Source organism: Pseudomonas sp. GW821-FHT09C08 (assembly GCF_059418125.1).
Genome location: NZ_JBWKPG010000015.1, coordinates 1 through 26,885, shown reverse-complemented (window position 1 = coordinate 26,885; position 26,885 = coordinate 1). Strand labels below are relative to the sequence as shown.

The 26,885-nt window shown below is 60.4% G+C and carries 25 protein-coding genes; 14 read left to right on the top strand and 11 right to left on the bottom strand.

Features of this window, described 5'->3' with window-relative positions; genetic code table 11:
* Window positions 1–133: 133 nt before the first annotated feature.
* The 7 genes from folK to dksA all read right to left on the bottom strand — a co-directional run bounded on the left by folK (window position 134) and on the right by dksA (window position 8,790).
* Window positions 134–619 (bottom strand): 2-amino-4-hydroxy-6-hydroxymethyldihydropteridine diphosphokinase, encoded by a 486-nt coding sequence (gene folK, locus AC07OJ_RS29105; protein WP_065910288.1) that lies wholly within the window; start codon window positions 617–619, stop codon window positions 134–136.
* Between the two features lie 2 nt (window positions 620–621).
* Window positions 622–2,025, bottom strand: coding sequence for a polynucleotide adenylyltransferase PcnB (locus AC07OJ_RS29100; RefSeq protein WP_065910290.1), 1,404 nt, complete (start codon window positions 2,023–2,025; stop codon window positions 622–624).
* A 710-nt stretch (window positions 2,026–2,735) separates the two neighbouring features.
* Complete coding sequence (locus AC07OJ_RS29095; protein ID WP_065910292.1) at window positions 2,736–4,175, bottom strand: sigma-54-dependent transcriptional regulator; 1,440 nt, start codon at window positions 4,173–4,175, stop codon at window positions 2,736–2,738.
* Window positions 4,176–4,197: 22 nt separating this feature from the next.
* On the bottom strand, window positions 4,198–7,152 hold the full coding sequence (locus AC07OJ_RS29090) for a sensor histidine kinase (protein WP_168167075.1): 2,955 nt from the start codon (window positions 7,150–7,152) through the stop codon (window positions 4,198–4,200).
* Window positions 7,136–7,312: a hypothetical protein gene (locus AC07OJ_RS29085; protein WP_003176118.1), complete on the bottom strand. Its 177-nt coding sequence runs from the start codon at window positions 7,310–7,312 to the stop codon at window positions 7,136–7,138. The genes AC07OJ_RS29090 and AC07OJ_RS29085 overlap by 17 nt, the downstream gene beginning before the upstream one ends.
* 62 nt (window positions 7,313–7,374) lie before the next feature.
* Window positions 7,375–8,262, bottom strand: coding sequence for a tRNA glutamyl-Q(34) synthetase GluQRS (gene gluQRS / locus AC07OJ_RS29080; RefSeq protein WP_262135300.1), 888 nt, complete (start codon window positions 8,260–8,262; stop codon window positions 7,375–7,377).
* A gap of 84 nt (window positions 8,263–8,346) precedes the next feature.
* Window positions 8,347–8,790 (bottom strand): RNA polymerase-binding protein DksA, encoded by a 444-nt coding sequence (gene dksA, locus AC07OJ_RS29075; protein ID WP_065910298.1) that lies wholly within the window; start codon window positions 8,788–8,790, stop codon window positions 8,347–8,349.
* A 319-nt stretch (window positions 8,791–9,109) separates the two neighbouring features.
* Here dksA and AC07OJ_RS29070 point away from each other — a divergent pair, with 319 nt between their 5' ends.
* Together AC07OJ_RS29070 and sfsA are read left to right on the top strand one after the other, a co-directional pair.
* Complete coding sequence (locus AC07OJ_RS29070) at window positions 9,110–10,282, top strand: pyridoxal phosphate-dependent aminotransferase (protein WP_065910300.1); 1,173 nt, start codon at window positions 9,110–9,112, stop codon at window positions 10,280–10,282.
* Entirely contained in the window at window positions 10,282–10,992 is a 711-nt protein-coding gene (sfsA, locus tag AC07OJ_RS29065) for a DNA/RNA nuclease SfsA (RefSeq protein ID WP_065910302.1), read from the top strand. The genes AC07OJ_RS29070 and sfsA overlap by 1 nt, the downstream gene beginning before the upstream one ends.
* Here the strand turns inward: sfsA and AC07OJ_RS29060 are convergent.
* Complete coding sequence (locus tag AC07OJ_RS29060) at window positions 10,989–11,306, bottom strand: Rieske (2Fe-2S) protein (RefSeq protein WP_495095696.1); 318 nt, start codon at window positions 11,304–11,306, stop codon at window positions 10,989–10,991. The two genes, sfsA and AC07OJ_RS29060, sit on opposite strands and share 4 nt — an antisense overlap.
* Window positions 11,307–11,462: 156 nt before the next feature.
* Here AC07OJ_RS29060 and AC07OJ_RS29055 point away from each other — a divergent pair, with 156 nt between their 5' ends.
* Genes AC07OJ_RS29055 through AC07OJ_RS29045 form a run of 3 tightly spaced genes read left to right on the top strand, consistent with a single transcriptional unit; the run spans window position 11,463 to window position 14,142 of the window.
* Window positions 11,463–12,341: a heme/hemin ABC transporter substrate-binding protein gene (locus AC07OJ_RS29055; protein WP_106802616.1), complete on the top strand. Its 879-nt coding sequence runs from the start codon at window positions 11,463–11,465 to the stop codon at window positions 12,339–12,341.
* Window positions 12,338–13,375, top strand: coding sequence for a FecCD family ABC transporter permease (locus AC07OJ_RS29050; RefSeq protein WP_495095695.1), 1,038 nt, complete (start codon window positions 12,338–12,340; stop codon window positions 13,373–13,375). The genes AC07OJ_RS29055 and AC07OJ_RS29050 overlap by 4 nt, the downstream gene beginning before the upstream one ends.
* On the top strand, window positions 13,375–14,142 hold the full coding sequence (locus AC07OJ_RS29045) for a heme ABC transporter ATP-binding protein (protein ID WP_201145881.1): 768 nt from the start codon (window positions 13,375–13,377) through the stop codon (window positions 14,140–14,142). Before AC07OJ_RS29050 ends, AC07OJ_RS29045 begins: the two co-directional genes overlap by 1 nt.
* A gap of 253 nt (window positions 14,143–14,395) precedes the next feature.
* Here the strand turns inward: AC07OJ_RS29045 and AC07OJ_RS29040 are convergent, their stop codons facing one another.
* The 3 genes from AC07OJ_RS29040 to AC07OJ_RS29030 form a co-directional block, all read right to left on the bottom strand.
* The gene (locus AC07OJ_RS29040; RefSeq protein WP_106802618.1) at window positions 14,396–14,668 is read right to left on the bottom strand and encodes a TfoX/Sxy family protein; all 273 of its coding nucleotides are present in this window, start codon (window positions 14,666–14,668) and stop codon (window positions 14,396–14,398) included.
* Window positions 14,669–14,872: 204 nt separating this feature from the next.
* A complete protein-coding gene (locus AC07OJ_RS29035; protein WP_065910314.1) occupies window positions 14,873–15,217 on the bottom strand; it encodes a pentapeptide repeat-containing protein in 345 nt (114 codons plus the stop codon).
* A 92-nt stretch (window positions 15,218–15,309) separates the two neighbouring features.
* Window positions 15,310–16,866 (bottom strand): bifunctional aminoglycoside phosphotransferase/ATP-binding protein, encoded by a 1,557-nt coding sequence (locus AC07OJ_RS29030; RefSeq protein ID WP_106802619.1) that lies wholly within the window; start codon window positions 16,864–16,866, stop codon window positions 15,310–15,312.
* 118 nt (window positions 16,867–16,984) lie between these two features.
* On the opposite strand from AC07OJ_RS29030, the gene mrcB reads away from it, so the two are divergent.
* The 9 genes from mrcB (at window position 16,985) to msrQ (ending at window position 26,801) form a co-directional block, all read left to right on the top strand.
* Window positions 16,985–19,309 carry a penicillin-binding protein 1B gene (mrcB, locus tag AC07OJ_RS29025; RefSeq protein ID WP_065910318.1) on the top strand — a complete coding sequence of 775 codons (2,325 nt, stop codon included), beginning with the start codon at window positions 16,985–16,987 and terminating at the stop codon, window positions 19,307–19,309.
* Between the two features lie 16 nt (window positions 19,310–19,325).
* Window positions 19,326–20,060: a tetratricopeptide repeat protein gene (locus tag AC07OJ_RS29020; RefSeq protein WP_065910320.1), complete on the top strand. Its 735-nt coding sequence runs from the start codon at window positions 19,326–19,328 to the stop codon at window positions 20,058–20,060.
* Window positions 20,060–20,389, top strand: a complete 330-nt coding sequence (locus AC07OJ_RS29015) for a YqcC family protein (RefSeq protein ID WP_065910322.1) — start codon at window positions 20,060–20,062, stop codon at window positions 20,387–20,389. Before AC07OJ_RS29020 ends, AC07OJ_RS29015 begins: the two co-directional genes overlap by 1 nt.
* A 431-nt stretch (window positions 20,390–20,820) precedes the next feature.
* A complete protein-coding gene (locus AC07OJ_RS29010; RefSeq protein ID WP_065910352.1) occupies window positions 20,821–22,545 on the top strand; it encodes an acetolactate synthase 3 large subunit in 1,725 nt (574 codons plus the stop codon).
* 2 nt (window positions 22,546–22,547) lie between these two features.
* Window positions 22,548–23,039, top strand: coding sequence for an acetolactate synthase small subunit (ilvN, locus tag AC07OJ_RS29005; protein WP_003176102.1), 492 nt, complete (start codon window positions 22,548–22,550; stop codon window positions 23,037–23,039).
* Between the two features lie 46 nt (window positions 23,040–23,085).
* Window positions 23,086–24,102 (top strand): ketol-acid reductoisomerase, encoded by a 1,017-nt coding sequence (ilvC, locus tag AC07OJ_RS29000; RefSeq protein WP_003176099.1) that lies wholly within the window; start codon window positions 23,086–23,088, stop codon window positions 24,100–24,102.
* Window positions 24,103–24,246: 144 nt separating this feature from the next.
* On the top strand, window positions 24,247–25,104 hold the full coding sequence (gene pssA, locus AC07OJ_RS28995; protein WP_065910324.1) for a CDP-diacylglycerol--serine O-phosphatidyltransferase: 858 nt from the start codon (window positions 24,247–24,249) through the stop codon (window positions 25,102–25,104).
* Between the two features lie 63 nt (window positions 25,105–25,167).
* Window positions 25,168–26,181 (top strand): protein-methionine-sulfoxide reductase catalytic subunit MsrP, encoded by a 1,014-nt coding sequence (gene msrP, locus AC07OJ_RS28990; protein ID WP_495095694.1) that lies wholly within the window; start codon window positions 25,168–25,170, stop codon window positions 26,179–26,181.
* The gene (gene msrQ / locus AC07OJ_RS28985; protein ID WP_495095693.1) at window positions 26,181–26,801 is read left to right on the top strand and encodes a protein-methionine-sulfoxide reductase heme-binding subunit MsrQ; all 621 of its coding nucleotides are present in this window, start codon (window positions 26,181–26,183) and stop codon (window positions 26,799–26,801) included. The genes msrP and msrQ overlap by 1 nt, the downstream gene beginning before the upstream one ends.
* The last annotated feature ends 84 nt before the right edge of the window (window positions 26,802–26,885 follow it).

Sequence of the window (26,885 nt, the reverse complement as noted above, 5' to 3'; positions counted from 1 at the left end):
AGTGGGAAAGGGATTTTGAGGGCGTAGGTGAACAAAATGTGGGAGCTGGCTTGCCTGCGATGCAGGCGCCTCGGTCTTTCAGTGAAACCGAGGTGATGCTATCGCAGGCAAGCCAGCTCCCACATTGATTGAGTCAGTTTTGGGGCAAGCGTTCCAGGCCGACAAACGGGCAGGCGGTCAGCAAGTCGTTGAGCGTTTGACCGTTGGGCATTTGCAGCGATGCGGGCGCCAACTCAGCCAGCGGGTACAGCACAAACGCGCGCAGGTGCATCTGGTAATGGGGCACCTTGAGGCGCGGCTCGTCGATCAGGCGATCGCCAAACAGCAGGATGTCCAGGTCCAGTGTGCGCGGCCCCCAGCGCTCGAGGCGCTCGCGGCCCTGATCGTTTTCGATGGCTTGCAGCGCATCCAGCAGCTCAAGGGGCGCCAGGCTGCTGTCCAGGGCCGCCACCGCGTTGGTGTAGCGCGGTTGGCCCGGGAGCAGGGAATCGCTTTGGTAAAACGCCGACACACCGGCGACGGTGGTCCCCGGTAGTTGTGCGAGCGCTTCGATGGCGCTGCGCAATTGCTGATCCGGGGCGGCCAGGTTACTGCCCATGCCGATGTAGATACGTTCCACGTTTATTCGCCTGCGGCGCCCGAGGCATCGGCGGCGCTGCGCTTGCGCTTAGTACCGCTGCGACGACGTTTCTTCGGCCCTTCGCCGGCGCTCTCGCCCTTGCTGCCAAGGTCGCGAATCATGTCGCGGCGCTGGCTTTCATTGGCGTCCTGGTAGTCGGTCCACCATTCACCCAGGCCATCGGTCTGCTCGCCGGCGCTTTCGCGCAACAGCAGGAAATCGTAGCCGGCACGGAAGCGCGGGTTGTCCAACAGCAGGTCGGCGCGCTTGCCGCTGCGGCGTGGCAGGCGCTCCTGCATGTCCCAGATCTCGCGGATCGGCAGGGTAAAGCGTTTCGGAATGGCGATGCGCTGGCACTGCTCGGCGATCAACTCATGAGCCGCTTCCTGCATGGCCGGAATCGGCGGCATGCCACGCTCTTGCAGGCGCAGTACGCGTTTGGGCAGGGCCGGCCACAACAGCGCGGCAAACAGGAACGCCGGGGTCACCGGTTTGTTCTGCTTGATGCGCAAGTCGGTATTGATCAGCGCTTCGCTGATCAGCGTGTGGGTGTACGTCGGGTTGTATTCCAACGCCTCGGCACTGGCCGGGAACAGCGGATCGAACAGCTGCAGGTCGACGAGCATTTCGAAGGTGTCGGCAGCGTAGCCCGAGAGGAACAGCTTGAGTACTTCCTCGAACAGGCGCGCCGAAGGAATCTCGCGCAGCATCGGTGCCAGGTCGCGGATCGGCGCGGCCGTGTGCTTTTCGATGCCGAAGTTGAGCTTGGCGGCGAAACGCACGGCCCGCAGCATGCGCACCGGATCTTCCTGGTAGCGCTGCACCGGGTCGCCGATCAGGCGGATCAGGTTGTTGCGGATGTCGTGCACGCCATTGGCGTAATCGAGAATGCGCTCGCTGACCGGGTCGTAATACAGGGCGTTGATGGTGAAGTCGCGGCGCTGCGCATCTTCTTCCAGGGTGCCATAGACGTTGTCGCGCAGGATGCGCCCGCTTTCGTTGCGGGAAGACTGGTTGGTGTCTTCCTCTTCATCGTTTTGCGGGTGGCCGGCGCGGAAGGTCGCCACCTCAATGATTTCGCGGCCGAAGTGGATATGCACCAGCTTGAAGCGGCGGCCGATGATGCGCGCATTGCGAAACTCGGCACGGACCTGTTCAGGCGTGGCGCTGGTGGCGACGTCGAAATCCTTGGGTGTGATATTGAGCAACATGTCGCGTACGCAACCGCCGACCAGATAAGCCTGGTAGCCGGCGTTCTGCAAACGTTCGACGATGTTCACTGCATAACGGCTGAACTGAGCGCGCTGCAGCGAATGCTGGCTGCTATTGAGCACTTCAGGCGTGCTGCGTTTGTGTTGCGTACGACGCAAGGGAGAACGGAATGACTGGAACAACTTCTTCAGCATGGGATGCACTGTTTGAAGGAATGTTCGGCCATAACGAAGAATGACCGCATGATGGGCGGGGATTCTAGCATTTAGTCAGGGGATGGTGTAGGAACAAGCTGCAGGCCTTGCGCCATAAGCCTTAAATCGTCAAATGCTCGAGTTTTCATGCGGAAACTACAAGGGGAGCCGAAGCTCCCCCAGAAGTAGTTGCGTGCTCTATTTTTATTATTGATTTCGGGCTTCTTGTTTTTGTTGATCGCCCTCGCCATGAAGCTTCACCTTCATGACACTCCCAATCGGGAGTCAAGAGCAAACGGATTGCTTTGGTCGCTGAGTTGCTGATCTACGATCCAACCAGTTCAGGCTCTGCCTTAGGGCAGTTTTTGTTGTTCTCGGCCTGGTTGCGGGGCAAGCCCCAAATGCAACGCCTCTCCAAAAGAATCAGTTAGCTGCGCCTCCGCCGTGTTGTTTTTATTGTGCGTGAGTCGATTCGTCTTATTTTTATTGTCTTGTACAAAGCTTGTTATTGTTTTTGTACTAAGCATATAGCAGGGTGCGTGCCAACTTTTGTGCCGCCCAGCAAAAGCAGGGGTTTGAGGCGGTTTTGGGTTTTCGACGGGCGAAAAAAAGCCGGGGCTTCGTTACCGTAAGCCCCGGCTTTTGTTACGTGAAAAATCAGCGGTAACAGTTTTTTCACATCTGAGGGTGTTACCTGTGGGGGCGCACCCTCAACTCTCGCTGGCCACCCCGGTCTTGCGCCGTGGGATGCCCAGGCGCTGGCGCCGTTCCCACAGGCACTTGCGGCTCACGCCCAGCTTGCGTGCCAGTTCGGTTTCGGTCATGTGGTCCTGGTGCTCAAGGACGAAATGCTGGAAGTAGTCTTCCAGTGACAAATCCTCCGTCGGCTCGTGGCTGGTATTACTACCGCCGCCCTGTTGTGGGGCCAGGCCGATGAAGTCGTCATCCTCAAGGTCACTGAGCTCGATATCGATGCCCAGCAGCTCGGCGGAAATCTCCGGGCTCTCCGACAGAATCACCGCACGTTCGACTGCATTCTCCAGTTCACGCACGTTACCCGGCCACGAGTAATGCCGAATGGCCTGCTCGGCATCCGGGGCGAACTTGAGGTCGGTACGGTTGATGCGGGCGCTCTGGCGCAGCAGGAACGCGTTGGCGATCTCGTTGACGTCGGCGCCACGCTCGCGCAGGGCCGGCAGCTTGAGGGCGATCACGTGCAAGCGGTAATACAAGTCTTCACGGAACTGGCCGATCTTGGCCAGGCTCTTCAGGTCACGGTGCGTGGCTGCGATCAGGCGCACATCCACCTTCTGCGATTGCACCGAACCGACGCGGCGAATCTCGCCTTCCTGCAGCACGCGCAGCAGGCGCGCCTGGGCTTCCAGGGGCAGCTCACCGATTTCATCGAGGAACAATGTGCCGCCGTCCGCCGCTTCGACCAAACCTGCACGGCCGGCGCTGGCGCCGGTGAACGCGCCTTTCTCGTGCCCGAACAGCTCGGACTCGATCAGCGATTCGGGGATCGCCGCGCAGTTCACCGAGATCATCGGTGCCTTGGCGCGCTTGGAGAGGTTGTGCAGGGCGCGGGCTACCAGTTCTTTACCGGTACCCGACTCGCCCTGGATCAGTACATTGGAATCAGTCGGCGCGACCTTGCGGATCTTGCTGTACAGGTCCTGCATCGGTGGGCAGGAGCCGATGATGCCGATCTCGCCGTTACTGTTGTCGACGCCCGGCTTGTCGGCGCCGTTGGCCGCTTTACCGGCGGGGCGCTGTTCGGCAGGAGCGCTGCTGGCCGACTGGCGGTCACGCAGGATGCGGGCCACGGCCTGGAGCATTTCATCGTGGTCGAAAGGCTTGGCGATGTAGTCCACCGCGCCCATCTTCATGGAGTCCACCGCCGAGCGCAGGCTGGCGTAGCTGGTCATGATCAGCACCGGGGTGCCCTGGCCAAGCTTGATCAACTCGGTGCCAGGCGCGCCCGGCAGGCGCAGGTCACTGACAATCAGGTCGAACGTGGGAATGCTGAACCGCTCCTGGGCTTCCTGCACCGAGCCGGCTTCGCTGACCTGGTACTGATTACGTTCAAGCAGGCGACGCAAGGCAGAGCGGATAATGGTTTCGTCTTCGACGATCAAAATGTGCGGCATTGATTCAATTCTCTCGACGGTCTCAGTTCACAGCGGACGTCGCTTCGACATGACGCGGCAAGGTCACCCGAATACGGGTGCCGCGTTGGCTTTCGGTGTCAGCCGGGCTGTCGATGGTGATTTGTCCATAATGCTCTTCAACGATGGAATAGACCAGTGCAAGGCCCAGACCGGTACCTTCACCCGGATCCTTGGTGGTGAAGAAGGGTTCGAACAATCGGTCCATGATGTTCTGTGGAATGCCGCTGCCTTCATCCTCCACGATCAGGTCGACCGTGTGCTCGAAAGCCTCGCTCTTGACGCGTACCGCGCTGTGCGGCGGCGACGCGTCACGGGCGTTGGACAGCAGGTTGATCAGCACTTGGGCCAGGCGTTGTGAGTCGCCGTCGACCCAGTGGTCGGGGTCGCACAAGTTGAAGAACTGTACTTCGAAATTACGCCGGTTCAAGGCCAGCAGCCCAATGGCATCCTGCGCCACCTCGGCCAGGCACACGGCCTCGTCCTGATTCTGATGGGCCCCGGCATGGGCAAAGCTCATCAGCGACTGCACGATGCGCGAGACTCGCTTGGTCTGTTCGAGTATTTGCCCGCTGATCTCGGTGATTTCGCCGTCTTCCTCGCGCTCTTCGCGCAGGTTCTGCGCCAGGCAAGCGATACCGGTGATCGGATTGCCGATTTCATGGGCCACGCCTGCGGCCAGGCGACCGATGCTGGCCAGGCGCTCGGAGTGCACCAGCTTGTCTTCGAGCATCTGCGTGTCGGTCAAGTCTTCGACCAGCAGCACCAGGCCGCTGTTGCCGGGGGCCAGCGGCTCGTCGATGGCGGCTTTGTGCAGGTTGAGCCAGCGGGTCTGGCCGTCAAGGGCCAGATGCTGCTTGTGCAAGTGCTCGTCGGGCAGGTTGATAAAGCCTTGCAGCAGTTCTTTCCACGGATCGCCCAGGGTGTTGAGGCGCGAGCCGACCACCCGTTGTGCGGCGATGCCGGTGAGTTCTTCCATGGCCTTGTTCCACATCAGGATCTCTTGATCCTTGGCCAGCGAGCACACGCCCATCGGCAGTTCCTGCAGGGTCTGGCGGTGGTAGCGACGCAGGGCATCAAGTTCGGCGGCCAGTCCGGTGAGGCGTGAGTGGTAATCCTCCAGCCGGCTCTCGATGAAATGGATGTCTTCGGTGACGTAGTTTTCGCCGCCGGCCTTGTAGGGCAAAAAGGTTTCGACGATGTCCTGGGACACGCTGGGGCCCATCAGGCCGGACAGGTTGGCTTCGATACGGTCACGCAGGCGGCGCAGGGCATACGGGCGGCGCTCGTCAAACGGCAGGTAAAGGTCGCGCAGCGCCTGCTCGACCTCCTTTTGCGCGGCCTTGGCGCCCAGCGGCTTGGCCAGTTGCGTGGCGAACTCCTGGGGCGAGGCGGCGTGCAGTTCGCGGCGCTGCGGGCGGCGCACGTTGTCTACTGCGCAGGCTTCGGCGGCGCTGGTTTCTTCGGGGCTGGCGTTGGTGAACAACGAAATCAGGGTGAACATCAGCACGTTGGCCGCCAGCGAGGCAATCGCCGCCATGTGCCAGCTGGTGTCGTCCAGCACGTAGATCATGTTCAGCAGCGGGATGTAGAAGCCCTGCAGATTGCCGACCAGCGGCAGCAGCATGGTCACGAGCCACACCAGGATTCCGGCCAGCAGCCCGGCGATGAAGCCACGTCGATTGGCCGTCGGCCAGTACAGCACCGACAGCACTCCCGGCAGGAACTGCAAGGTCGCGACAAACGCGACGATGCCCAGGTTGGCGAGGTCTTGTCCGGCGCCGAGCAACAGATAGAACCCGTAGCCGGCCATGATGATGGCGACAATCAGCGCGCGGCGCGTCCACTTCAGCCAGCGGTAGATATTGCCTTCGGCCGGTGGCTGGTACAGCGGCAGCACCAGGTGATTGAGCGCCATGCCCGACAGCGCCAGCGTGGTGACAATGATCAGCCCGCTGGCTGCCGACAAGCCGCCGACATACGCCAGCAGCGCCAGGGCCGGGCTGTTGGCAGCGATGCCGATGCCGAGGGTGAAGTATTCCGGATTGGTCGTTGCCCCGAGTTTGAGGCCGGCCCACAGGATCAGCGGCACCGCCAGGCTCATCAGCAGCAGGAACAGCGGCAAGCCCCAACTGGCGCTGACCAGCGAGCGCGGGTTGAGGTTCTCGGTGAAAGTCATGTGATACATGTGCGGCATCACAATGGCCGAGGCGAAGAACACCAGCAGCAGCGTGCGCCATGGACCTTCCTGCAGCGGCGTGTGCAGGGCGGCGAGGGCCGTCTGGTTTTGCAGCAGCCACAGTTCCAGCTGTTGCGGGCCATCGAACACGCCGTAGAGCGCGTAAAGGCCGACACCGCCGATGGCGATCAGCTTGATCACCGACTCGAACGCAATCGCGAACACCAGGCCTTCATGCTTCTCGCGGGTGGCGATATGGCGTGAGCCGAAGAAAATCGTGAACAGCGTGATCAGCGCGCAGAAGGCCAGGGCGACGCGGTGCTGCACGGGCTCGCGGGTGAGGATGCTGATGGAGTCTGCCACCGCTTGAATCTGCAGGGCCAGCAAGGGCAGTACGCCGATCAGCATGAAAACGGTGGTCAGCGCGCCGGCCCAGGTGCTGCGAAAACGGAAGGCGAACAGGTCGGCCAATGACGACAGTTGATAGGTGCGGGTGATCTTCAGGATCGGGTAGAGCAGCACCGGCGCGAGCAAAAATGCGCCGGACACGCCGAGGTAGCTGGACAGGAAGCCGTAGCCATACTGATAGGCCAGGCCCACCGTGCCATAGAACGCCCAGGCGCTGGCGTAGACGCCCAGGGACAAGGTGTAGGTCAGCGGATGGCGAATGATCGCCCGCGGAATCATTCCGCGCTCACTGATCCAGGCGACCCCGAACAGCGCCGCCAGGTAGGCGGCGCTGATCAGCAGCATCTGGGTGAGGCTAAAGCTCATCGGCATCTTTTTGGCTCTGCAGGATAAAGGTCACGACGATCAGGATCAGCCACAGCAGATATGGGCGGTACCAGGCGCCCGTGGCGTCGATCCACCAATCCATGATGGCGGGGGAAAACAGGTAGATCCCGACGACCAGCAGCAGGACCAATCGATAGATGTACATGTTGGCCTCTGATTGAAAAACTGCGGCGATGGTAACGGATGGTGGGCAAGCTGCAAGCGCCTTCAGCTCAATTGCGCTTCGGCCAACGTGAGTGTGCGCGGGATGCGGCTGGCATCCCACTGCGCAATGCCCCAATCCAGCAGCTCCCGTGGGCTGGCGTGGAGCAACTCGCTGCCGGGTTGCTGGCCGAGCGCGCGCAGGGCTCTCAATAGCAAAGGCGTGGCCTGGTCAGGTGTCAACGGCGGGGAACGATAGGATTTTCCCAATTTGTTACCGTCCGGCTGGACGATCAACGGTACGTGAAGATAGCGCGGTTGGCGCAGGCCCAGCAGCTCCTGCAGATACAACTGGCGCGGCGTGGAGTCGAGCAGGTCAGCGCCGCGCACGATGTCGGTCACCCCTTGCCAGGCATCGTCGAGGACCACGGCCAATTGATAGGCGTACAGGCCGTCACGGCGGCGGATGATGAAATCGCCCACATCGCGGCCCAAGTGCTGTCGGAATTCACCCTGAACGCGGTCAGTAAAGTGGTATTCCAGCTCAGGAACGCGCAGGCGAATGGCGGCATTTTGCTGGTCATGCCCGGCATTGCGGCACAGCCCCGGATAAATCCCGTTGTAGCCCTCCAGCTGTTTGCGCGAGCAGGTGCACGCATAGGCCAGGCCGTGGTTGAACATATCGTTCAGCACTTTGGCGTAGGCATCATGCCGCTCGCTTTGTCGGACCAATTCACCGTCCCACTCAAAGCCGTAGCTTTCCAGGGCGTGCAGGATCGCCGTTTGGGCGCCGGGCTCTTCACGTGGCGGGTCGAGGTCTTCCATACGCATCAGCCAGCGGCCGTGGTTGGCGCGGGCGTCGAGGTAGGAGGCGAGGGCGGCGACCAGCGAGCCGAAGTGCAAATGGCCGCTGGGCGTGGGGGCGAAACGCCCGATATAAGTAGAGGCTGTCATGGGCCGGATACTACTGGAAAAGCAGTAAATTCCAGAAACAAAAATGGGGCGTTCGCACGCCCCATTTCTTTCAGCTCGGCGGGATTACTTGCCGACCTGTTTTTCCTTGATTTCAGCCAAGGTCTTGCAGTCTACGCAGAGGTCCGCGGTAGGACGGGCTTCCAGGCGACGAATACCGATCTCGACGCCGCAGGATTCGCACCAGCCGTATTCTTCGTCTTCGATCAGTTGCAACGTCTTGTCGATTTTCTTGATCAGCTTGCGCTCGCGATCACGGGCGCGCAGTTCGAGGGCGAACTCCTCTTCCTGGCTGGCACGGTCGGCCGGGTCCGGGAAGTTGGCGGCTTCGTCCTTCATATGGTCAACCGTGCGGTCGACTTCCTGCATCAAGTCCTGCTTCCACTTCTTCAGGATATTGGAGAAGTGCTTGCGCATGGGCTCGCTCATGTACTCCTCACCCTTCGCCTCAACATAGGGTGTGAAGCCGCTGAGGCCTGAGGATTGTTGTTGCTTTGCTTGGGTGGACATGAATAGACCGCCTCTCACTCTTCTAATCCATTGCGCAGGATTGCAACGTCACCGACACCTGCCGGCCCTGCGGCTGCAAGCGGGCGAACTTACCAGATAGATTCAGGGTGCGCCACTCCCGGTTGTCGAGGGCCATCACGCCAGGGTTGCTGACAGCAGCAGCCCGCTTTGGCTGGGTATGGATCGCCCTGCGTGTTGATTTTAGTCGTTTTACAAGCGCTTGCTGGCCCATCTTGAGCGGCCGAGCAGGCAATAGAACATGTTTTACGCCAGGGGTTCGGTAGAATCCTTATTTTGTCCTCACCGTTAAGGAAGGCTAATGGCTCAGCCCTACAGTGCGCGCAGTCGCGCCATCGAACCTTTTCATGTCATGGCATTGCTGGCGCGAGCCAATGAGCTGCAGGCGGCCGGCCATGATGTGATCCACCTGGAAATCGGCGAACCGGATTTCACCACCGCCGATCCGATCATCCAGGCCGGCCAGGCAGCATTGGCCAACGGCAAAACCCGCTATACGGCGGCCCGTGGCCTGCCGGAGCTGCGCGAGGCCATCAGCGGCTTCTACCAGCAGCGCTACCGCCTGGACATCGATCCCGAGCGCATCTTGATTACCCCGGGCGGTTCCGGCGCCTTGCTGCTGGCCAGCAGCCTGTTGGTGGACCCCGGCAAGCATTGGCTGCTGGCTGACCCGGGTTACCCGTGCAACCGGCACTTCCTGCGACTGGTGGAAGGGGCGGCGCAGTTGGTGCCGGTGGGCCCCGATGTCCGTTATCAACTGACCGCCGACCTGGTTGCCAGGCATTGGGACCAGGACAGTGTGGGGGCTCTGGTGGCCTCGCCGGCCAACCCCACCGGCACAATCCTCACGCGGGATGAATTGGCAGGGCTGTCCAGTGCCATCAAGGCCCGTAACGGCCATTTGGTCGTGGACGAGATTTATCACGGCCTCACCTACGGCACCGACGCCGCCAGCGTGCTGGAGGTCGATGATGAAGCGTTTGTCCTGAATAGTTTTTCGAAGTATTTCGGCATGACCGGCTGGCGCCTGGGGTGGCTGGTGGCACCACCGGCAGCCGTCGGTGAGTTGGAGAAGTTGGCGCAGAACCTGTACATCAGCGCGCCCAGCATGGCCCAGCATGCGGCACTGGCCTGCTTTACCCCGCAAACCTTGAGCATTCTGGAAGAGCGCCGCGCCGAATTCGGCCGTCGCCGTGACTTCCTGCTGCCAGCGTTGCGCGAACTGGGTTTCGGCATCGCCGTCGAGCCGGAAGGGGCGTTCTACCTGTACGCCGACATCAGCGCCTTCGGCGGTGATGCCTTCGCGTTCTGCCGACACTTCCTCGAAACCGAGCATGTCGCGTTTACGCCCGGCCTGGACTTCGGCCGTTATCAAGCCGGTCACCATGTGCGATTTGCCTACACGCAAAACCTTGATCGGCTACAAGAAGCGGTGGAGCGGATCGCCCGTGGCCTGCGGAGTTGGCAAGGCTGATGCGTTTTTATCCTCCCCTCGAAGAAGCGCGCCTGATTCGCCGATACAAGCGTTTTCTCACCGATATCGAGACCGTTACCGGCGAATTGCTGACCATTCACTGCCCCAACACCGGCTCGATGCTCAATTGCATGGTCGAGGGCGGGCAGGTCTGGTTCAGCCGTTCCAATGACCCCAAGCGCAAATTGCCGGGCACCTGGGAAATCGCCGAAACGCCCCAGGGCCGGCTGGCCTGTGTCAACACCGCGCGCGCCAATCAGCTGGTCGAAGAGGCGTTGCTGGCCGGGGTGATTGTCGAGCTCAATGGCTTTACTGCATTGAAGCGCGAAGTGCCTTACGGCCAAGAGAAAAGCCGCATCGACTTTCGCCTGGATTACCCGAATGGCGCGGCCTATGTCGAGGTCAAGAGCGTGACCCTGGGTTTCGATGACACTCCCGTTGCCGCCTTCCCCGATGCAGTCACCCAGCGCGGCGCCAAGCATTTGCGCGAATTGGCGCACCTGGCGCGTGACGGCGTGCGCGCGGTGCAGCTGTATTGCGTCAATCTCTCCGGCATTGACGCAGTGCGCCCGGCGGTGGAGATCGACGCCGCCTATGCCGCGGCCTTGCGTGAGGCAAAGGCGGCGGGCGTCGAGGTGCTGGCGTATGGCGTGAAGGTTACGCCTGAGGAAATCTTCGTTGACCGTCGACTGGAGGTGCTGCTCGACTAGAGTTGCACCCACAGCCCCTGTTCGTCTTCGCGGCCGGGCAGGGCGGTAAGGCTTGCGCCTGCGCAGGGTCCGGCGATGCACTCGCCGCTCTCGATCAGGAACAGCGCACCGTGGGTCGCGCACTGGATCAGGCTGGCACTGGTGTCGAGGAAGCGGTCGGGCTGCCATTCCAAGGGGATACCGCGATGGGGGCAGCGGTTGATATAGAAGTAGGCAACGCCGTCGCGGCGCACTGCCAGCAGCTTGCAGCCGTCCAGATCAAACCCCAGGCTGCAGTTGGGGGCGAGGGCGTCGGAGGGGCAGAGAAACTTCATTTCAATCCTTAAGTGCCTTGACGTGCAAATGCAAACAATTATCAAATGCCGGCTTCGCCCGTCAGCTGACTGGGTGCTTAGTTCGATGTTCGGCAGGGGTTACCTGTCACATCACTGAGTGCTCGAAAGGCCCTGCCCTTGGAAGGAAACCCTGTTATGCGCCTGAGTGCCAGCGCTATTGCGCTTGTTGTCGGACTGCTCGTCAACCACGGGGCGCAAGCCTCTGAACTGCCTCAACGCTGGGTGAGTGCCGGTGGGGCGCTGTCGGAGTGGGTGACGGCCCTGGGCGGTGAGTCGAAGCTGGTGGGGGTGGACACCACCAGCCAGCATCCGGAATCGCTCAAGGCGTTGCCGAGCATTGGCTATCAGCGTCAGTTGTCGGCTGAAGGCATTCTCAGCCTGCGTCCACAGGTGCTGGTAGGGACCGACGAAATGGGGCCGCCGCCGGTGCTGGCGCAAATCCGCAGCGCGGGCGTGCAGGTGGAGATGTTCTCGGCGGAACCGGACCTCCCGGCCCTCAAAGGCAATCTCCAGCACCTCGGCAAGTTGCTGGGCAACCCGGCCAAGGCCGATGAGTTGTTTACTGGATATGAACAAGCCCTCGATCAACAGAAACGCTGGGTTGCCAAGGCCCAGGCCACGCAAAAGGCGCCGGGTGTGTTGGTGCTGATCGGCCACGCCGGCGGTAAATCGCTGATTGCGGGCAAGGACACTGCCGCCGACTGGGTGTTGCAGCAGGCGGGCGGGCACAACCTGGCGACTCATAATGGTTACAAGCCGTTTTCGCTGGAGTCGCTGGCGGGGTTGAGCCCTGATGTGTTGGTGTTCGCTGATCGTGCCCTGACCGGCGACGCGGCACGCGCGGCGTTGTTCAAGGAGAATCCGATCCTTGCCTCGACGCCGGCGGCCAAGAATGGGCGAGTGTTTGAGCTGGACCCGACCTTGCTGGTCGGCGGCCTGGGGCCGCGTCTGCCGCAAAGCCTGGTAGAGCTGTCCGCCGGGTTCTATCCCGCCCAGGCTAAAGCCGCCCCATGATCACTCTGGTTAAACCGCGAACGTTATTTATCGGGCTGACGATACTGTGCGCCCTCGCGACTTGGCTATCCCTGGCGCTGGGGCCTGTGAGCCTGCCCTTGCTGGATACGCTCAAGGCGGCGCTGCGATTGATCGGGGTGCCGATCCAGGCGCAAGGGTTGGAGCAGGCGGAGCTGATCCTGGGGCAGATTCGTCTGCCGCGAACCTTGCTGGGGCTGGCTGTCGGCGGTGTATTGGCATTGTCGGGCGTGGCCATGCAGGGGCTGTTTCGCAACCCGCTGGCGGATCCGGGATTGGTGGGCGTTTCCAGTGGTGCGGCGCTGGGCGCAGCAGTGGCGATTGTCGGGAGGGCGTTTTTCGGCGGCTTGCCGGATGCCTTCGGGCCTTACCTGTTGTCGTTGTGTGCATTCCTCGGTGGCCTGGGGGTGACCGCGCTGGTCTATCGACTGGGTCGGCGTAACGGCCAGACCAATGTCGCCACGATGCTGCTCGCCGGTATCGCGCTGACGGCCCTCGCGACCTCGGTGGTCGGCTTGTTCACTTACCTGGCCGAGGACGCGACCCTGCGCACCCTTACGTTCTGGAACCTGGGCAGCCTCAATGGCGCCAGTTATTCGCGGCTGTGGCCTCTGTTGCTGGTGAGCGCTGGCGTAGCACTGTGGTTGCCGCGCCGCGCGAAGGCGCTGAATGCCTTGCTGCTGGGCGAGTCGGAAGCGAGCCACCTCGGGATCGATGTCGAGCGGCTCAAGCGCGAGTTGGTGTTCTGCACCGCGTTAGGAGTAGGCGCAGCGGTGGCCGCGGCGGGCATGATCGGCTTCGTGGGGTTGGTGGTGCCGCACCTGGTGCGCCTGTTGGCGGGGCCGGATCATCGCGTGCTGTTGCCGGCTTCGGTGTTGGCGGGCGCCAGCCTGCTGCTGTTTGCCGACCTGGTCGCGCGCCTTGCCTTGGCGCCGGCTGAATTGCCGATCGGTATTGTTACTGCATTTATCGGTGCGCCGTTTTTTCTGTACCTGTTGTTGCGGGGGCGTGCCTGATGCTGCGTGTGGAAGACCTGCATATCCGTCGCGGCAGCAAGACGGTGTTGGCGGATATCACTCTCGAACTGTTGCCGGGCCAGGTGCTCGGCGTACTCGGCCCCAACGGTGCGGGCAAGAGTACGTTGCTCGGCGCGTTGTGCGGTGAGCTGCATCCCGACCAGGGCAAGGTGTGGCTGGACCAGCAAGCCCTCAAAGACTGGACCGGCGCACAGCGCGCGCAGCGCTTGGCGGTATTGCCGCAAAGCTCGACCCTGGACTTTGCTTTTCGCGTGGAGGAAGTCGTCGGCATGGGGCGTTTGCCGCATCAGACCGGCCGCACGCGCGATGACGAGATTATCGACGCGGCGCTACAGGCTGCGGATGTCGGCCACTTGAGCGGTCGCAGTTACCTGGCGTTGTCCGGTGGCGAGCGTCAGCGCGTCCACCTGGCGCGGGTGCTGGCGCAGTTATGGCCGGGCGAGACGGGGCAGACGTTGCTGCTTGATGAGCCCACTTCAATGCTGGACCCGTTACATCAACACACCACGTTGCAGGCGATTCGCACCTTTGCTGATCGCGGCGCGGCGGTGCTGGTGATTCTGCATGACTTGAATCTGGCTGCACGTTATTGCGACCGGATTTTGCTGCTGGAGCAGGGCCGACCGCATGCGCTGGACACGCCTGAACAGGTGATGCGTCCGGAGCCGCTGAAAGCCGTGTTCGGCCTGGACGTGTTGGTGCAGCCCCATCCTGAGCGGGGGCATCCCCTGATCATCGCTCGCTGAACGGTATGGCAGGCAGCTTTCTGCAGGCAAAAAAAGACCCGGCAAGAGCCGGGTCAAATAACCGTGATTAGCCTGATGAGGAGATAATCTGAGAGTCCGAACCAATGGTCTTTCAGTTATCGGCTGATCTCGCGACCAGTTGTGATAATCATAACGATTCTCATTTGAGAGTCAATGCCTGTTTTTGGTCGCTTCGAATTTTTCCTCAAACGATCGTTCGAAAGGCCCGTAATTGTTGGGCTTGCTGACTGATCTAATTTCTCTGCCGTGCCGAGAGGGCGTCCAGCTGGCGGTTCAACGCCTCCTTGCGCTCGGTCGGAATGTCGTTCCAGTGCACATCCATCAAGGCCCCTTCGATTGCATACAGCAGCACTTTCGAAGCCCGGAACCCGCGCGTTCTCACTGCTCGATAGGCATCCACAGCCCCCAGGCGGCGCAAGTCGGACGCACTGTGGATGCCCACCGCATGCAGCCACTGTGCAGACGTCTTGCCGAGGTTTTTCAGGTGTTGCAGCTCATCATTCATCAAGCCTCCTTGCGACGGCCGAATGGTGCGGTGGGTATCGTGACCAGGCAAGCCTGAAAAGGAGTGTAGCGCTCAGTAGGAAAAGCGTAGTTCTTTGGTCAGGAACGGCCTAAAAGCTTATAAGAATGACGCGGGGATTTTGACGGCGGGCAGGTGCAAGGTCCTTGGTACGTGGGTGCGTACCAAGGCCTGGGAGGACAATGTCTACTTGGTGCGGTAACGCAGGCGAGTGCCGAAATTGACCGACATGAGGATCTCGTCGGCGGTCAGTTCAGGTGGGAAGTAGGTGCCCGAGATTTGCGCATGGGCCAGGCTGGCGCCTTCCAGTGAGCAGTCACGCAAATCCAGGCCACGCAGGTCGGCAGAGCGGAAGTACGCGTCGGTGAAATCCACGCCGACGGCATTCAGCTCGCGCAGGTCCAAGCCTCGGAAATCGCCGCCACGCATGTCGATCGCCCCTTCTTTTGGGCGTTCCTGATTGAAACCGCGGATATCGTCTTTATGCAGGAGCGAGTAGAGCGGTGTATCGAGAAGCTTGGGCTGACTCATGACGGCGACTCCTGTTGGATTTATGACGCCATTATAGTGCCACTATTGCTTGGTCGTGCGCCCAAGTAGACGACACGACCAAGAAATTTTTCTTACAGGCCCGGCAAGCGCTGACGAATATGCGCGACCAAGGCATCCAGTGTCCCGCTTTCATTGGTCTCGACGCGTTTGCTCAGCAGCAGTTCTTCGGCCGTCAGTGGGTCACGATTGGCCTGCTGTTCTTCGATTACCGCCAGCGTTGCGTCAGACGGATCGTTCTTGTCTGCCTGACGTTGTGCCAGCCAGGCGCTGATAACGGCTTGAGGTGCGTTGCAATCCAGGATCAGGAAAGGCGCGCCAGTGGCCTCGGCCACCTTGGCCGCTGCGTCGCGCTGTTCGCGTTTGAGGAAGGTCGCATCCAGCACTACCGGGTAGCCAGCACGCAATACGATGTCGGCGATTTCATTCAGGCGTGCGTAGGTGGCGGCGCTGGCATCCGCGGCATAAATGCCGGCCTGTGGCGTGTTTTCCACGTGTTGCTCGCCGAACAGGCGCTTGCGCTCCACATCCGAACGCAGGCGCACCGCCCCCAGTGCTTCGACCAGGCGCATGGCGACGTGGCTTTTGCCGACCGCCGAAACACCGTGGGTGATCGCCAGGAAGCGCGATGGAATGGTGCTGTAGCTTTCGGCCAGGTTGGCGTAGTTACGGTACTGGCGCAGGGTAGTGGCGCGCTGCACCGGGCTTGCCTCGCTCGGCATGCTGAACAGCGAGATCTTGGCGCGAACGAGCGCACGGTAGGCTTTGTAGAAGTTCAGGACTTCGAGGCCCTGATAGTCGCCGGTCAATTCCAGGTACTGGCTGATAAAGCGCCGCGACAGCGACTTGAGGCCACGGTCTTCCAGGTCCATCGCCAGGAAGCCGGTGTCGGCGTACACGTCGGTGAAACGGAACGGTTCGTTGAACTCGATGCAGTCGAAAATAACCACGTGGCCATCGATCAAGGTGGCGTTGCCCAGGTGGATATCACCGTGACATTCGCGGGTGAAGCCTTCCAGCTTGCGCTGTGCCAGCAATGGCTTGAGGCGCTCGAAGCTGCTTTCAGCCCAGGCTTGCAGTGCTTCGAGTTGGTCCAGGTCGGCCTTGTCGCTGAGGAACGGGCGGATCTGGTCGAAGTTCTGCCGGACCGGTGCCATCACTTCGTCCGGCGTGCCGGCAGGGTGATCCTGCGGGACTTTCGGCGCGGTAAGGTGAAAGTGCGCGATCTGTTTGGCCATTTCATCGATGTGTGCGCTGGTCAGTTCGCCATTGGCCTGCAGGGTGCTGAGCAGTTGGCTTTGCGGGAACTGACGCATTTTCAATGCGTATTCGATGACCGGGCCGTCGCCGCCCAATTGCGGGGCTTCGGCCGTGCCGGTGATTGGCAATACTTCAAGATACAAATCTTCGGTCAGGCGCTGGTTGAGGCGCAGTTCTTCCTTGCAGAAGTGACCCCGGTCGTCCAGCTGGGTGAAGTCCAGGAAGCCGAAGTTCATCGGCTTCTTCAATTTATACGCATAAGGACCGGTCAGGATGACCCATGAAATATGGGTCTCGATGACGTGGAACGCTTCTACCGGATGGGGGTATAAAGCCGGGTTTTGCAGGGCGGCGATCAGGGACTGGCTCACGGGCGATCCTTCAGAGTCTGGAGAAAAACATGGCGGGCATTATGGCTGCTGCGGCCGGTCGTGCAAACCGCTGTCCGGCTCATGTTGATCAGCAATAAAGTGCGTATAATCCGCCGCCATGACTCGAACCCGATCTCCCCGTTCCCGTAAAAAACCTCCTTCGCGTGGCCTGCGCCCATGGCTGGGCTGGGCGCTCAAGCTCGGCCTGGTGGGCCTTGTGGTGCTTGCCGGCTTCGCCGTTTACCTCGACGCCGTGGTCCAGGAGAAGTTCTCCGGCAAGCGCTGGACCATTCCGGCCAAGGTGTACGCACGCCCGCTGGAATTATTCACCGGCCAGAAGCTGAGCAAGGATGACTTCCTCACCGAACTCGATGCCCTGGGCTACCGCCGCGAACCCGTGAGCAACGGTCCGGGCGCTGCGGCTGTCAGCGGCAATACCGTCGACCTCAATACCCGTGGCTTCCAGTTCTATGAAGGCCTGGAAAAAGCCCAGCCGGTGCGCGTGCGTTTTTCCGGTGACTATGTAGCCGAGCTGTCATCGCTCAATGGCTCGAAGCTGCCGGTGGTGCGCCTCGAACCGCTGATGATCGGCGGGATTTACCCGAAGAATCTTGAAGATCGCATCCTGATCAAGCTGGATCAGGTGCCGCCGTATCTGCTCGAAACCCTGGTTGCTGTCGAGGACCGCGATTTCTACAGCCACTGGGGCGTGTCGCCGAAGTCGATTGCCCGCGCCATCTGGGTCAACACGTCTGGCGGCAAGATGACTCAGGGCGGCAGTACGCTCACCCAGCAGTTGGTGAAGAACTTCTACCTCACCAACGAGCGCAGCCTGACCCGTAAGCTCACGGAAGCCATGATGGCGATGCTGCTTGAATTGCATTACAGCAAGCAGGAAATCCTCGAGGCTTACCTCAATGAGGTCTTCGTAGGCCAGGACGGCCAGCGCGCAGTGCACGGTTTCGGTCTGGCCAGCCAGTTCTTCTTTGGCCAGCCGCTGTCCGAGTTGAAGCTGCATCAGGTCGCGTTGCTGGTGGGCATGGTCAAGGGGCCTTCCTACTACAACCCGCGTCGCAACCCTGAGCGTGCGCTGGAACGCCGCAACCTGGTGCTCGATGTGCTTGAGCAGCAGGGCGTGGCCACCGCGGAACAAGTCGCTGCAGCCAAGAAAATGCCACTGGGTGTGACTACCCGCGGCAAACTGGCCGACAGCTCCTTCCCGGGCTTTATCGACCTGGTCAAGCGCCAGTTGCGTGAAGACTACCGTGACGAAGACTTGACCGAAGAAGGCCTGCGGATCTTCACCAGTTTCGACCCGATCCTGCAGATGAAGGCCGAAGCCTCGGTCAACGACACCTTCAAGCGCCTGACCGGCCGCAAAGGCTCCGACGAAGTCGAGGCCGCCATGGTCGTGACCAACCCGGAAACCGGTGAAGTCCAGGCCATGATCGGCAGCCGCCAGGCCAGTTTTGCCGGTTTCAACCGTGCACTGGATGCGGTACGGCCGATCGGCTCGCTGGTCAAGCCGGCCGTCTACCTGACCGCGCTGGAAAAACCGAGCAAATACTCGCTGACCAGTTGGCTGTCGGACGATCCGCTGTCGGTCAAAGGGGCCGATGGCCAGGTGTGGACGCCGCAGAACTTCGACCGTCGCTCCCACGGTACGGTGTTCCTGTACCAGGGGCTGGCGCATTCCTACAACATCTCCACCTCCCGGCTCGGCCTGGAAGTGGGCGTGCCGAACGTCCTCAAGACGCTGGCGCGCCTGGGCATCACCCGCGAGTTCCCGGCTTTCCCGTCGATCCTGCTGGGCGCTGGCGCAATGACGCCGATGGAAGTGGCGACCATGTACCAGACCCTTGCCAACGGTGGCTTCAATACGCCGATGCGCGGGATCCGCAGTGTGCTGACCGCCGAGGGCGAGCCGCTCAAGCGCTATCCCTTCCAGATCCAGCAGCGGTTCGACGCAGGCTCCATCTACCTGATCCAGAACGCCATGCAGCGCGTGATGCGCGAAGGTACCGGCAGCTCTGTCTATAAAGTGCTGCCGTCCAACCTGACGTTGGCGGGCAAGACGGGTACCAGTAACGACTCGCGCGACAGTTGGTTCGCAGGCTTCGGCCAGGACGTGCTGGCAGTGGTGTGGTTGGGGCGCGACGACAATGGCAAGACGCCGTTTACCGGTGCGACCGGTGCGCTGCAGGTCTGGACCAGTTTCATGCGCAAGGCCGACCCGCTGCCGCTGAACATGCCGCAGCCGGACAATATCGTGCAGGCCTGGATTGATCCGCACACCGGCCAGGGCTCTGACGCCAACTGTCCGGGCGCGGTGCAGATGCCGTATATTCGCGGCAGCGAACCACCACCCGGTGCCGCATGCGGTGGCAGTGCCCCTGCTGACGCGGAATCGGTGATGGATTGGGTCAAGGGCTGGATGAATTAAGCAAAGAGGGTTTCAAGTGAACAAGTGGTGGATTCCAGCTATTACAGCTCTGGCTTTGCTCAATGGTTGCGCCAGCGTGCAGCGCGGCTCCATTCCCGTGGTGGACTCGAGCACCGCTGTCTCCAATAACGACCGGATTTCGGCCAACGGCGGGTTCCGCCAGACCGTGACCACGCGTCCTGCCCAGGCCGCCACCCAGGCTGTACCGCAGGATTCGGGCGTGGTGGTGATGGTGCCGGGCGCCGGGGCGGCTACCTCCGCGCCGATCAGCGCCGAGCCGTGGACCCCGGGGCCGAGCACTTCGGGCCCGATCGACACCGCGCCGGTCCAGGCGGCGCCGATCAATCAGGGCACCTACAACATGCCGTCGACACCCAGCGGCATCCCGTCATCGTCCAGCGCTGGCGGCCTGTCGGCTGACGAGCAACTGGATGGGCCGGTACTGGCCTTGCTGACCACCGCCCAGCAACAACAGGCTGGTGGAGACTTGAACGGTGCATCATCGAGCCTGGAGCGCGCCCAGCGTGTGGCGCCGCGCGAGCCGCAAGTGCTGTATCGCCTGGCTCAGGTACGCATGGCCCAGGGCGACGCACCGCAAGCCGAACAGTTCGCCCGTCGTGGCCTGACCCTGGCCAATGGGCGTCCCGACCTGCAAGCCAGCCTGTGGGCCCTGATCGGCGATGCACGGGCTGCACAGGGCGACGCTGCCGGTGCTGCCCAGGCACGTCAGAAAGCCAAGGTCAGCCTCTGATGGATGCACGTTTTCCAGCGATTGCCGAACAGTTATTGCTGATCGAGCGCGAATTGCGCGTGCAAGGCTGGTGGGATGAAGTGCCCCCCAGCCCCGAGGCGCTCAGCAGCGTCGAGCCGTTCTCGGTGGACACCCTGGACTTTCATCAGTGGCTGCAGTGGATCTTCCTCGTGCGCATGAAGCAGATCCTCGAGCAGGACCTGCCACTGCCCAACGCATCCGGGATCCTGGAGATGGCCGAGATGGTCTATGCCGACCGTCCGTTGCAGAGCCTCGGATTGCGCAATGCGCTGAAAAAGTTCGACCAATTGATCGTCGACGCTCGTTAATTGCCTGACTGTCGGGTTTTCCGGCAGTCTTGCGCACATTTCTACCGCTTGACGACATTCAGGCGAGTTTTATCCCTCCTCAAAGCCCTTTCTTCTACGTTCTCATGCGCTTAGTTGGAAAAAAGCGCAATTATTGCTTGACTTGAAGGGGCTGAAACAGAAGAATCCAAAGTCCGCTGTATCGGGACTGCCAGAAGCAGACCCGCTCAGCAGATCATGAGGCGCACATCCGCGCCGACCTGTTACACCCGCAACGCGTTACCTCGCGCTGGGTGGGAAAAGCCCGCAACACTTGGGACGATCCCAATACTTGCTCAGTCAGTGCTGACGTAGTCGGCGACCACCGTCGCTCATGCTCTGTTGAGAAGTAAACCTATTAAGACCCGTCGGTTTTCAACGGACGGTATTCTGGCGTTTTAGAGGTGAACAACGTGGAGCTTTTATCTGGCGGTGAGATGCTCGTCCGCTTTTTGCGTGACGAAGGCGTCGACTATATCTACGGGTACCCAGGTGGTGCTCTGCTGCATGTCTACGACGCACTGTTCAAGGAACCGGCTGTTACCCACATCCTGGTTCGCCACGAACAAGCTGCTACCCATATGGCTGACGGTTATGCCCGTGCCACCGGTAAAGCCGGTGTGGTACTGGTAACGTCCGGCCCAGGCGCGACCAATGCCATTACCGGCATCGCGACTGCTTATATGGACTCCATCCCGATGGTGATCATTTCCGGCCAGGTCGCCAGCACCATGGTGGGTACCGATGCATTCCAGGAAACCGACATGATCGGTATCTCCCGGCCGATCGTGAAACACAGCTTCATGATCAAGCATGCGTCGGAAATCCCGGAAGTCATGAAGAAGGCCTTCTACCTCGCTCAGTCCGGTCGCCCGGGTCCTGTGGTGGTCGATATCCCGAAGGACATGACCAACCCTGCGGAAAAATTCGAATACGTGTTCCCGAAGAAAGCCAAGCTGCGCTCCTACAGCCCGGCTGTTCGTGGGCACTCGGGCCAAATCCGCAAGGCGGCAGAAATGCTCCTGGCGGCCAAGCGCCCGGTGCTGTACTCGGGCGGTGGCGTGATTCTGGGCGGTGGTTCTGCACCACTGACCGAACTCGCCAAGCTGCTTAACCTGCCGGTGACCAACACCTTGATGGGCCTCGGCGCGTTCCCGGGCACGGACCGTCAGTTTGTCGGCATGCTTGGCATGCACGGCAGCTACACCGCCAACCTGGCCATGCACCACGCCGACGTGATCCTGGCAGTCGGCGCACGGTTCGATGATCGGGTGATCAACGGCGCGAGCAAATTCTGCCCGAATGCCAAGATCATCCATATCGACATCGACCCGGCGTCCATCTCCAAGACCATCAAGGCCGACGTGCCGATCGTGGGTCCTGTTGAAAGCGTGCTGACCGAAATGGTTGCTGCGCTCAAGGACATCGGCGAGACGCCGAACAAGGAATCCGTTGCCAGTTGGTGGAAGCAGATCGACGAATGGCGCGGTGATCGCGGCCTGTTCCCTTACGACAAGGGCGACGGCAGCATCATCAAGCCACAAACCGTGATCGAGACCCTGTGCGAAGTGACCAAGGGCGACGCCTTTGTGACCTCCGACGTGGGCCAGCACCAGATGTTCGCGGCGCAGTACTACAAGTTCGACAAGCCTAACCGCTGGATCAACTCCGGTGGCCTGGGCACGATGGGCTTTGGTTTCCCTGCGGCGATGGGTGTGAAGCTGAGCTTCCCGGACACTGACGTTGCGTGCGTCACTGGTGAAGGCAGTATCCAGATGAACATCCAAGAGCTGTCGACGTGCCTGCAATACGGCCTTCCGGTGAAGATCGTCTGCCTGAACAACGGCGTGCTGGGCATGGTTCGTCAATGGCAGGACATGAGCTACAACAGCCGTCACTCCCATTCCTACATGGAATCGTTGCCGGATTTCGTCAAATTGGTTGAAGCCTATGGCCACGTCGGCATTCGCATCACCGATCTGAAAGATCTGAAGCCGAAGATGGAAGAGGCGTTCGCCATGAAGGATCGCCTGGTGTTCATCGATATTCAGGTGGATACCAGCGAGCACGTCTACCCGATGCAGATCAAAGACGGCTCTATGCGCGACATGTGGCTGAACAAGACGGAGCGTACTTAATCATGCGGCACATTATCTCCCTGCTTCTGGAGAACGAACCCGGCGCTCTGTCTCGTGTTGTCGGCCTGTTTTCGCAACGCAACTACAACATCGAAAGCCTGACCGTGGCCCCGACCGAAGACCCGACCCTGTCGCGCCTGACGTTGACTACTGTTGGCCACGATGAGGTGATCGAGCAGATCACCAAAAACCTCAACAAGCTGATCGAAGTGGTCAAGCTGGTCGACTTGTCGGAAAGTGCCCACATCGAGCGCGAGCTGATGCTGGTTAAGGTCAAGGCCACGGGCGCCCAACGTGCCGAGATCAAGCGTACTACCGACATCTATCGCGGGCAGATCGTCGATGTGAGCGCCAGCGTTTATACCGTTCAATTGACCGGTACGAGCGACAAACTGGACAGCTTCATCCAGTCGATCGGGACGGCCTCGATTCTGGAAACTGTACGCAGTGGTGTCACCGGGATTGCCCGTGGCGACAAAGTACTGAGCATCTAACCCAATTAGTGAATGGCCTCACGGCCTGGATATATAGAGGAACCTCATGAAAGTTTATTACGATAAAGATTGTGACCTGTCGATCATCCAGGGCAAGAAAGTCGCCATCATCGGCTACGGCTCCCAGGGTCACGCGCAAGCTTGCAACCTGAAAGATTCCGGCGTTGACGTGACTGTTGGCCTGCGTAAAGGCTCGGCCACCGTTGCCAAGGCTGAGGCCCATGGCCTGAAAGTGACTGACGTTGCTTCCGCCGTTGCTGCTGCCGACCTGGTCATGATCCTGACCCCGGACGAGTTCCAGTCCGCGCTGTACAAGAACGAAATCGAGCCGAACATCAAGAAGGGCGCCACCCTGGCCTTCTCCCACGGCTTCGCGATCCACTACAACCAGGTAGTGCCACGCGCTGACCTCGACGTGATCATGATCGCGCCGAAAGCACCGGGTCACACCGTGCGTTCCGAGTTCGTCAAGGGCGGCGGTATCCCTGACCTGATCGCGATCTACCAGGACGCTTCGGGCAACGCCAAGAACGTTGCACTGTCCTACGCTGCTGGCGTGGGTGGCGGTCGTACCGGCATCATCGAAACCACCTTCAAGGACGAGACTGAAACCGACCTGTTCGGTGAACAAGCCGTTCTGTGCGGCGGTACTGTCGAGCTGGTCAAGGCCGGTTTCGAAACCCTGGTTGAAGCTGGCTACGCGCCGGAAATGGCCTACTTCGAGTGCCTGCACGAACTGAAACTGATCGTTGACCTCATGTACGAAGGCGGTATCGCCAACATGAACTACTCGATCTCCAACAACGCTGAATACGGCGAGTACGTGACGGGTCCGGAAGTGATCAACGCCGAATCCCGCCAGGCTATGCGCAACGCCCTGAAACGTATTCAGGACGGCGAATACGCCAAAATGTTCATCAGCGAAGGCGCTACCGGCTACCCTTCGATGACCGCCAAGCGTCGTAACAACGCCGCTCACGGTATCGAAGTCATCGGCGAGCAACTGCGCTCCATGATGCCGTGGATCGGTGCCAACAAGATCGTCGACAAAGCCAAGAACTAAGTCGCACGCATCAAGAGAAAACGCGGCTTAGGCCGCGTTTTTTCGTTTGGGGGGCGGGTTCTGGTATAAAGCTGCATCGTTTGCGGGCGAACACTCGCCGCACGTATTTGTCGAATTTTTTCAAACCGTTGCAAGGTAAAGTCCATGAGCGAACGTCCCGAAGAGCCAAGCCAGGCTTCTGACGCCGAAAGCCTGCTACCGATCGATGAACATGTCGAGGAAGGGCATGACGCTGAAGGCCGCAAGGTCCGGCATCGTGGCATCTATCTGCTGCCCAATCTGTTCACCACGGCGAACCTGTTCGCCGGGTTCTATTCCATCATCAACTCCATGAGTGCCCAGAGTGCGCTGGCGGCAGGTGATGCGGCGAGTGCCAGCAAGTATTTCGGCTTTGCCGCGATTGCGATCTTCGTGGCCATGGTGCTCGACGGCCTTGATGGTCGGGTGGCGCGCATGACCAATACCCAAAGCGCCTTCGGTGCCGAGTATGACTCGCTGTCCGACATGGTCGCCTTCGGTGTCGCGCCGGCGTTGCTGGCGTTTGCCTGGGCGCTGGGTGATATGGGCAAGGTCGGCTGGATGGTTGCCTTCATCTATGTGGCGGGCGCCGCTTTGCGTCTGGCGCGCTTCAATACCCAGGTGGGGACTGCCGACAAGCGCTACTTCATTGGTCTGGCCAGCCCTGCGGCTGCCGGGGTGGTGGCGGGTATTGTCTGGGCGTTCAGTGACTACGGCATCCAGGGGTCCAAGATGTCGTTCCTGGTGGCATTGATGGTGGCTGCTGCCGGCATGCTGATGGTCAGCAACATCAAGTACAACAGCTTCAAGGAGCTGGACTTGAAGGGGCGCGTGCCTTTCGTGGCAATTCTGGCGGTGGTGCTGGTGTTCGCCGTGGTGTTCAGTGATCCGCCGCGCATTCTGTTGCTGGCGTTCCTGGTCTACGCCGCTTCGGGGCCGGTTCAGTACTTGTTGCATATGCGCCGGGACAAAACATTGCCTTAATGTAATTTCCCCCATACTCCGCAGTCTATTGGTGCATCAGTTCTCCAATGCTGCGGAGTTGCCATGTTAATCAAATTCCCCAAAGCGTCCGATTGCAATGAATCGGATGTCACACCTGAATCCCTCTATTTTTCTCGCCGTACGTTGCTCGGCGGTGCGCTTGCCGGTATGGCTGCCAGCAGTCTACCGCGTTGGGCCAGTGCGGATGATGCTGCGCGTTACGCCGACGTCGAGCCAGGTAAGGCCCCGGGATGGTTTGCTGAAAAGCTGCCAGGCACCCAATGGCAGGCGGTGACGGTAAAAAACGAAGCCATCACCCCCTTCAAGGATGCTACTCACTACAACAATTTCTATGAGTTCGGTACCGGCAAGGGCGATCCAGCGGTGAATGCGGGCTCACTCAAGACCGAGCCGTGGAGCGTGGTGATTGATGGTGAAGTCGCCAAGCCTGGGCGTTACGCCCTGGAAGACTTCATGAAGCCGTATCAGTTGGAAGAGCGTATCTACCGTTTGCGCTGTGTCGAGGCGTGGTCGATGGTCATTCCCTGGATAGGCTTCCCTATAGCAGCCTTGCTTAAACAGGTCGAACCCACCTCCAAGGCCAAGTACATCCGCTTTGAAACCCTTCAGGACCCCAAGAGCATGCCGGGGCAGCGCTCGAGCTTCGGTTTGATCGACTGGCCTTATGTTGAAGGCCTGCGTCTGGATGAGGCGATGAACCCTTTGGCAATCCTTGCCGTGGGTATGTATGGGCGCGAGTTGCCGAACCAGAATGGGGCGCCGCTGCGTTTGGTCGTGCCGTGGAAGTATGGCTTCAAAAGCGTGAAGTCAATCGTGCGGATCAGCCTGGTGAGTGAGCAGCCGAAAACCACCTGGCAGAGTATCGCGGCGGATGAGTATGGGTTCTATGCGAACGTGAACCCTACGGTTGATCACCCGCGCTGGACCCAGGCCCGCGAGCGCCGTTTACCGAGTGGTTTGTTCAGCCCCAATGTGCGCGAGACGCAGATGTTCAATGGTTACTCGGACGAGGTTGCCTCTCTTTATACCGACCTCGATTTACGGAAGAACTATTGATGCGCTATCCGATCTGGCGTGCCAGCGTCTTTATCGCGGCGGGAGTCTGGCCGTTGTACTGGTTGTATGAGGCCTGGAGCTCCGCCCTGGGCCCAGATCCCGGAAAGGTGCTGGTTGACCGTTTGGGGTTGGGGACCCTGATCTTGTTGCTGGTCACCCTTGGGATGACACCGTTGCAGAAGCTGAGCGGGTGGGCAGGGTGGATAGCTGTACGTCGGCAGTTGGGGTTGTGGTGTTTTGCTTACGTGGTGCTGCACCTGGCGGCGTATTGTGTTTTTGTCCTGGGGTTGGATTGGTCGCAGTTGGGGGTTGAGCTGCGCAAGAGGCCGTACATTATTGTGGGGACGCTGGGTTTCTTGTGCTTGCTGATATTGGCGGTGACGTCCAATCGCTACAGTCAGCGTCGGCTGGGTGTCCGTTGGAAGAAACTGCATCGCCTGGTATATGTGATTCTCGGCCTTGGGTTACTGCATATGTTGTGGATTGTGCGGGCGGACCTGAAGGAGTGGGCTATCTATGCTTCTATAGGGGCGCTGCTGTTAGTCCTTCGAATCCCTCCTGTAATGCGCAGGATTCCCCGCCTTATCGCGAAAAAATCACTTTCTGCAACAAAAGCGTAATTAGTGCTTGACGGCAGATTCTGGAAGTCTATAATTCGCCCCACTTCCGGCGCAGTCGAAACGGAAAACTCCTTGGTAAACAAA

What these genes read in the sequence shown, in the direction of transcription:
- AC07OJ_RS29100 (WP_065910290.1), bottom strand. Translation starts at nt 2,025, where the DNA reads ATGCTGAAGAAGTTGTTCCAGTCATTCCGTTCTCCCTTGCGTCGTACG.
- AC07OJ_RS29095 (WP_065910292.1), bottom strand. Translation starts at nt 4,175, where the DNA reads ATGCCGCACATTTTGATCGTCGAAGACGAAACCATTATCCGCTCTGCC.
- AC07OJ_RS29090 (WP_168167075.1), bottom strand. Translation starts at nt 7,152, where the DNA reads ATGCCGATGAGCTTTAGCCTCACCCAGATGCTGCTGATCAGCGCCGCC.
- AC07OJ_RS29085 (WP_003176118.1), bottom strand. Translation starts at nt 7,312, where the DNA reads ATGTACATCTATCGATTGGTCCTGCTGCTGGTCGTCGGGATCTACCTG.
- gluQRS (WP_262135300.1), bottom strand. Translation starts at nt 8,262, where the DNA reads ATGACAGCCTCTACTTATATCGGGCGTTTCGCCCCCACGCCCAGCGGC.
- dksA (WP_065910298.1), bottom strand. Translation starts at nt 8,790, where the DNA reads ATGTCCACCCAAGCAAAGCAACAACAATCCTCAGGCCTCAGCGGCTTC.
- AC07OJ_RS29070 (WP_065910300.1), top strand. Translation starts at nt 9,110, where the DNA reads ATGGCTCAGCCCTACAGTGCGCGCAGTCGCGCCATCGAACCTTTTCAT.
- sfsA (WP_065910302.1), top strand. Translation starts at nt 10,282, where the DNA reads ATGCGTTTTTATCCTCCCCTCGAAGAAGCGCGCCTGATTCGCCGATAC.
- AC07OJ_RS29060 (WP_495095696.1), bottom strand. Translation starts at nt 11,306, where the DNA reads ATGAAGTTTCTCTGCCCCTCCGACGCCCTCGCCCCCAACTGCAGCCTG.
- AC07OJ_RS29055 (WP_106802616.1), top strand. Translation starts at nt 11,463, where the DNA reads ATGCGCCTGAGTGCCAGCGCTATTGCGCTTGTTGTCGGACTGCTCGTC.
- AC07OJ_RS29050 (WP_495095695.1), top strand. Translation starts at nt 12,338, where the DNA reads ATGATCACTCTGGTTAAACCGCGAACGTTATTTATCGGGCTGACGATA.
- AC07OJ_RS29045 (WP_201145881.1), top strand. Translation starts at nt 13,375, where the DNA reads ATGCTGCGTGTGGAAGACCTGCATATCCGTCGCGGCAGCAAGACGGTG.
- AC07OJ_RS29040 (WP_106802618.1), bottom strand. Translation starts at nt 14,668, where the DNA reads ATGAATGATGAGCTGCAACACCTGAAAAACCTCGGCAAGACGTCTGCA.
- AC07OJ_RS29035 (WP_065910314.1), bottom strand. Translation starts at nt 15,217, where the DNA reads ATGAGTCAGCCCAAGCTTCTCGATACACCGCTCTACTCGCTCCTGCAT.
- mrcB (WP_065910318.1), top strand. Translation starts at nt 16,985, where the DNA reads ATGACTCGAACCCGATCTCCCCGTTCCCGTAAAAAACCTCCTTCGCGT.
- AC07OJ_RS29015 (WP_065910322.1), top strand. Translation starts at nt 20,060, where the DNA reads ATGGATGCACGTTTTCCAGCGATTGCCGAACAGTTATTGCTGATCGAG.
- ilvN (WP_003176102.1), top strand. Translation starts at nt 22,548, where the DNA reads ATGCGGCACATTATCTCCCTGCTTCTGGAGAACGAACCCGGCGCTCTG.
- ilvC (WP_003176099.1), top strand. Translation starts at nt 23,086, where the DNA reads ATGAAAGTTTATTACGATAAAGATTGTGACCTGTCGATCATCCAGGGC.
- pssA (WP_065910324.1), top strand. Translation starts at nt 24,247, where the DNA reads ATGAGCGAACGTCCCGAAGAGCCAAGCCAGGCTTCTGACGCCGAAAGC.
- msrP (WP_495095694.1), top strand. Translation starts at nt 25,168, where the DNA reads ATGTTAATCAAATTCCCCAAAGCGTCCGATTGCAATGAATCGGATGTC.
- msrQ (WP_495095693.1), top strand. Translation starts at nt 26,181, where the DNA reads ATGCGCTATCCGATCTGGCGTGCCAGCGTCTTTATCGCGGCGGGAGTC.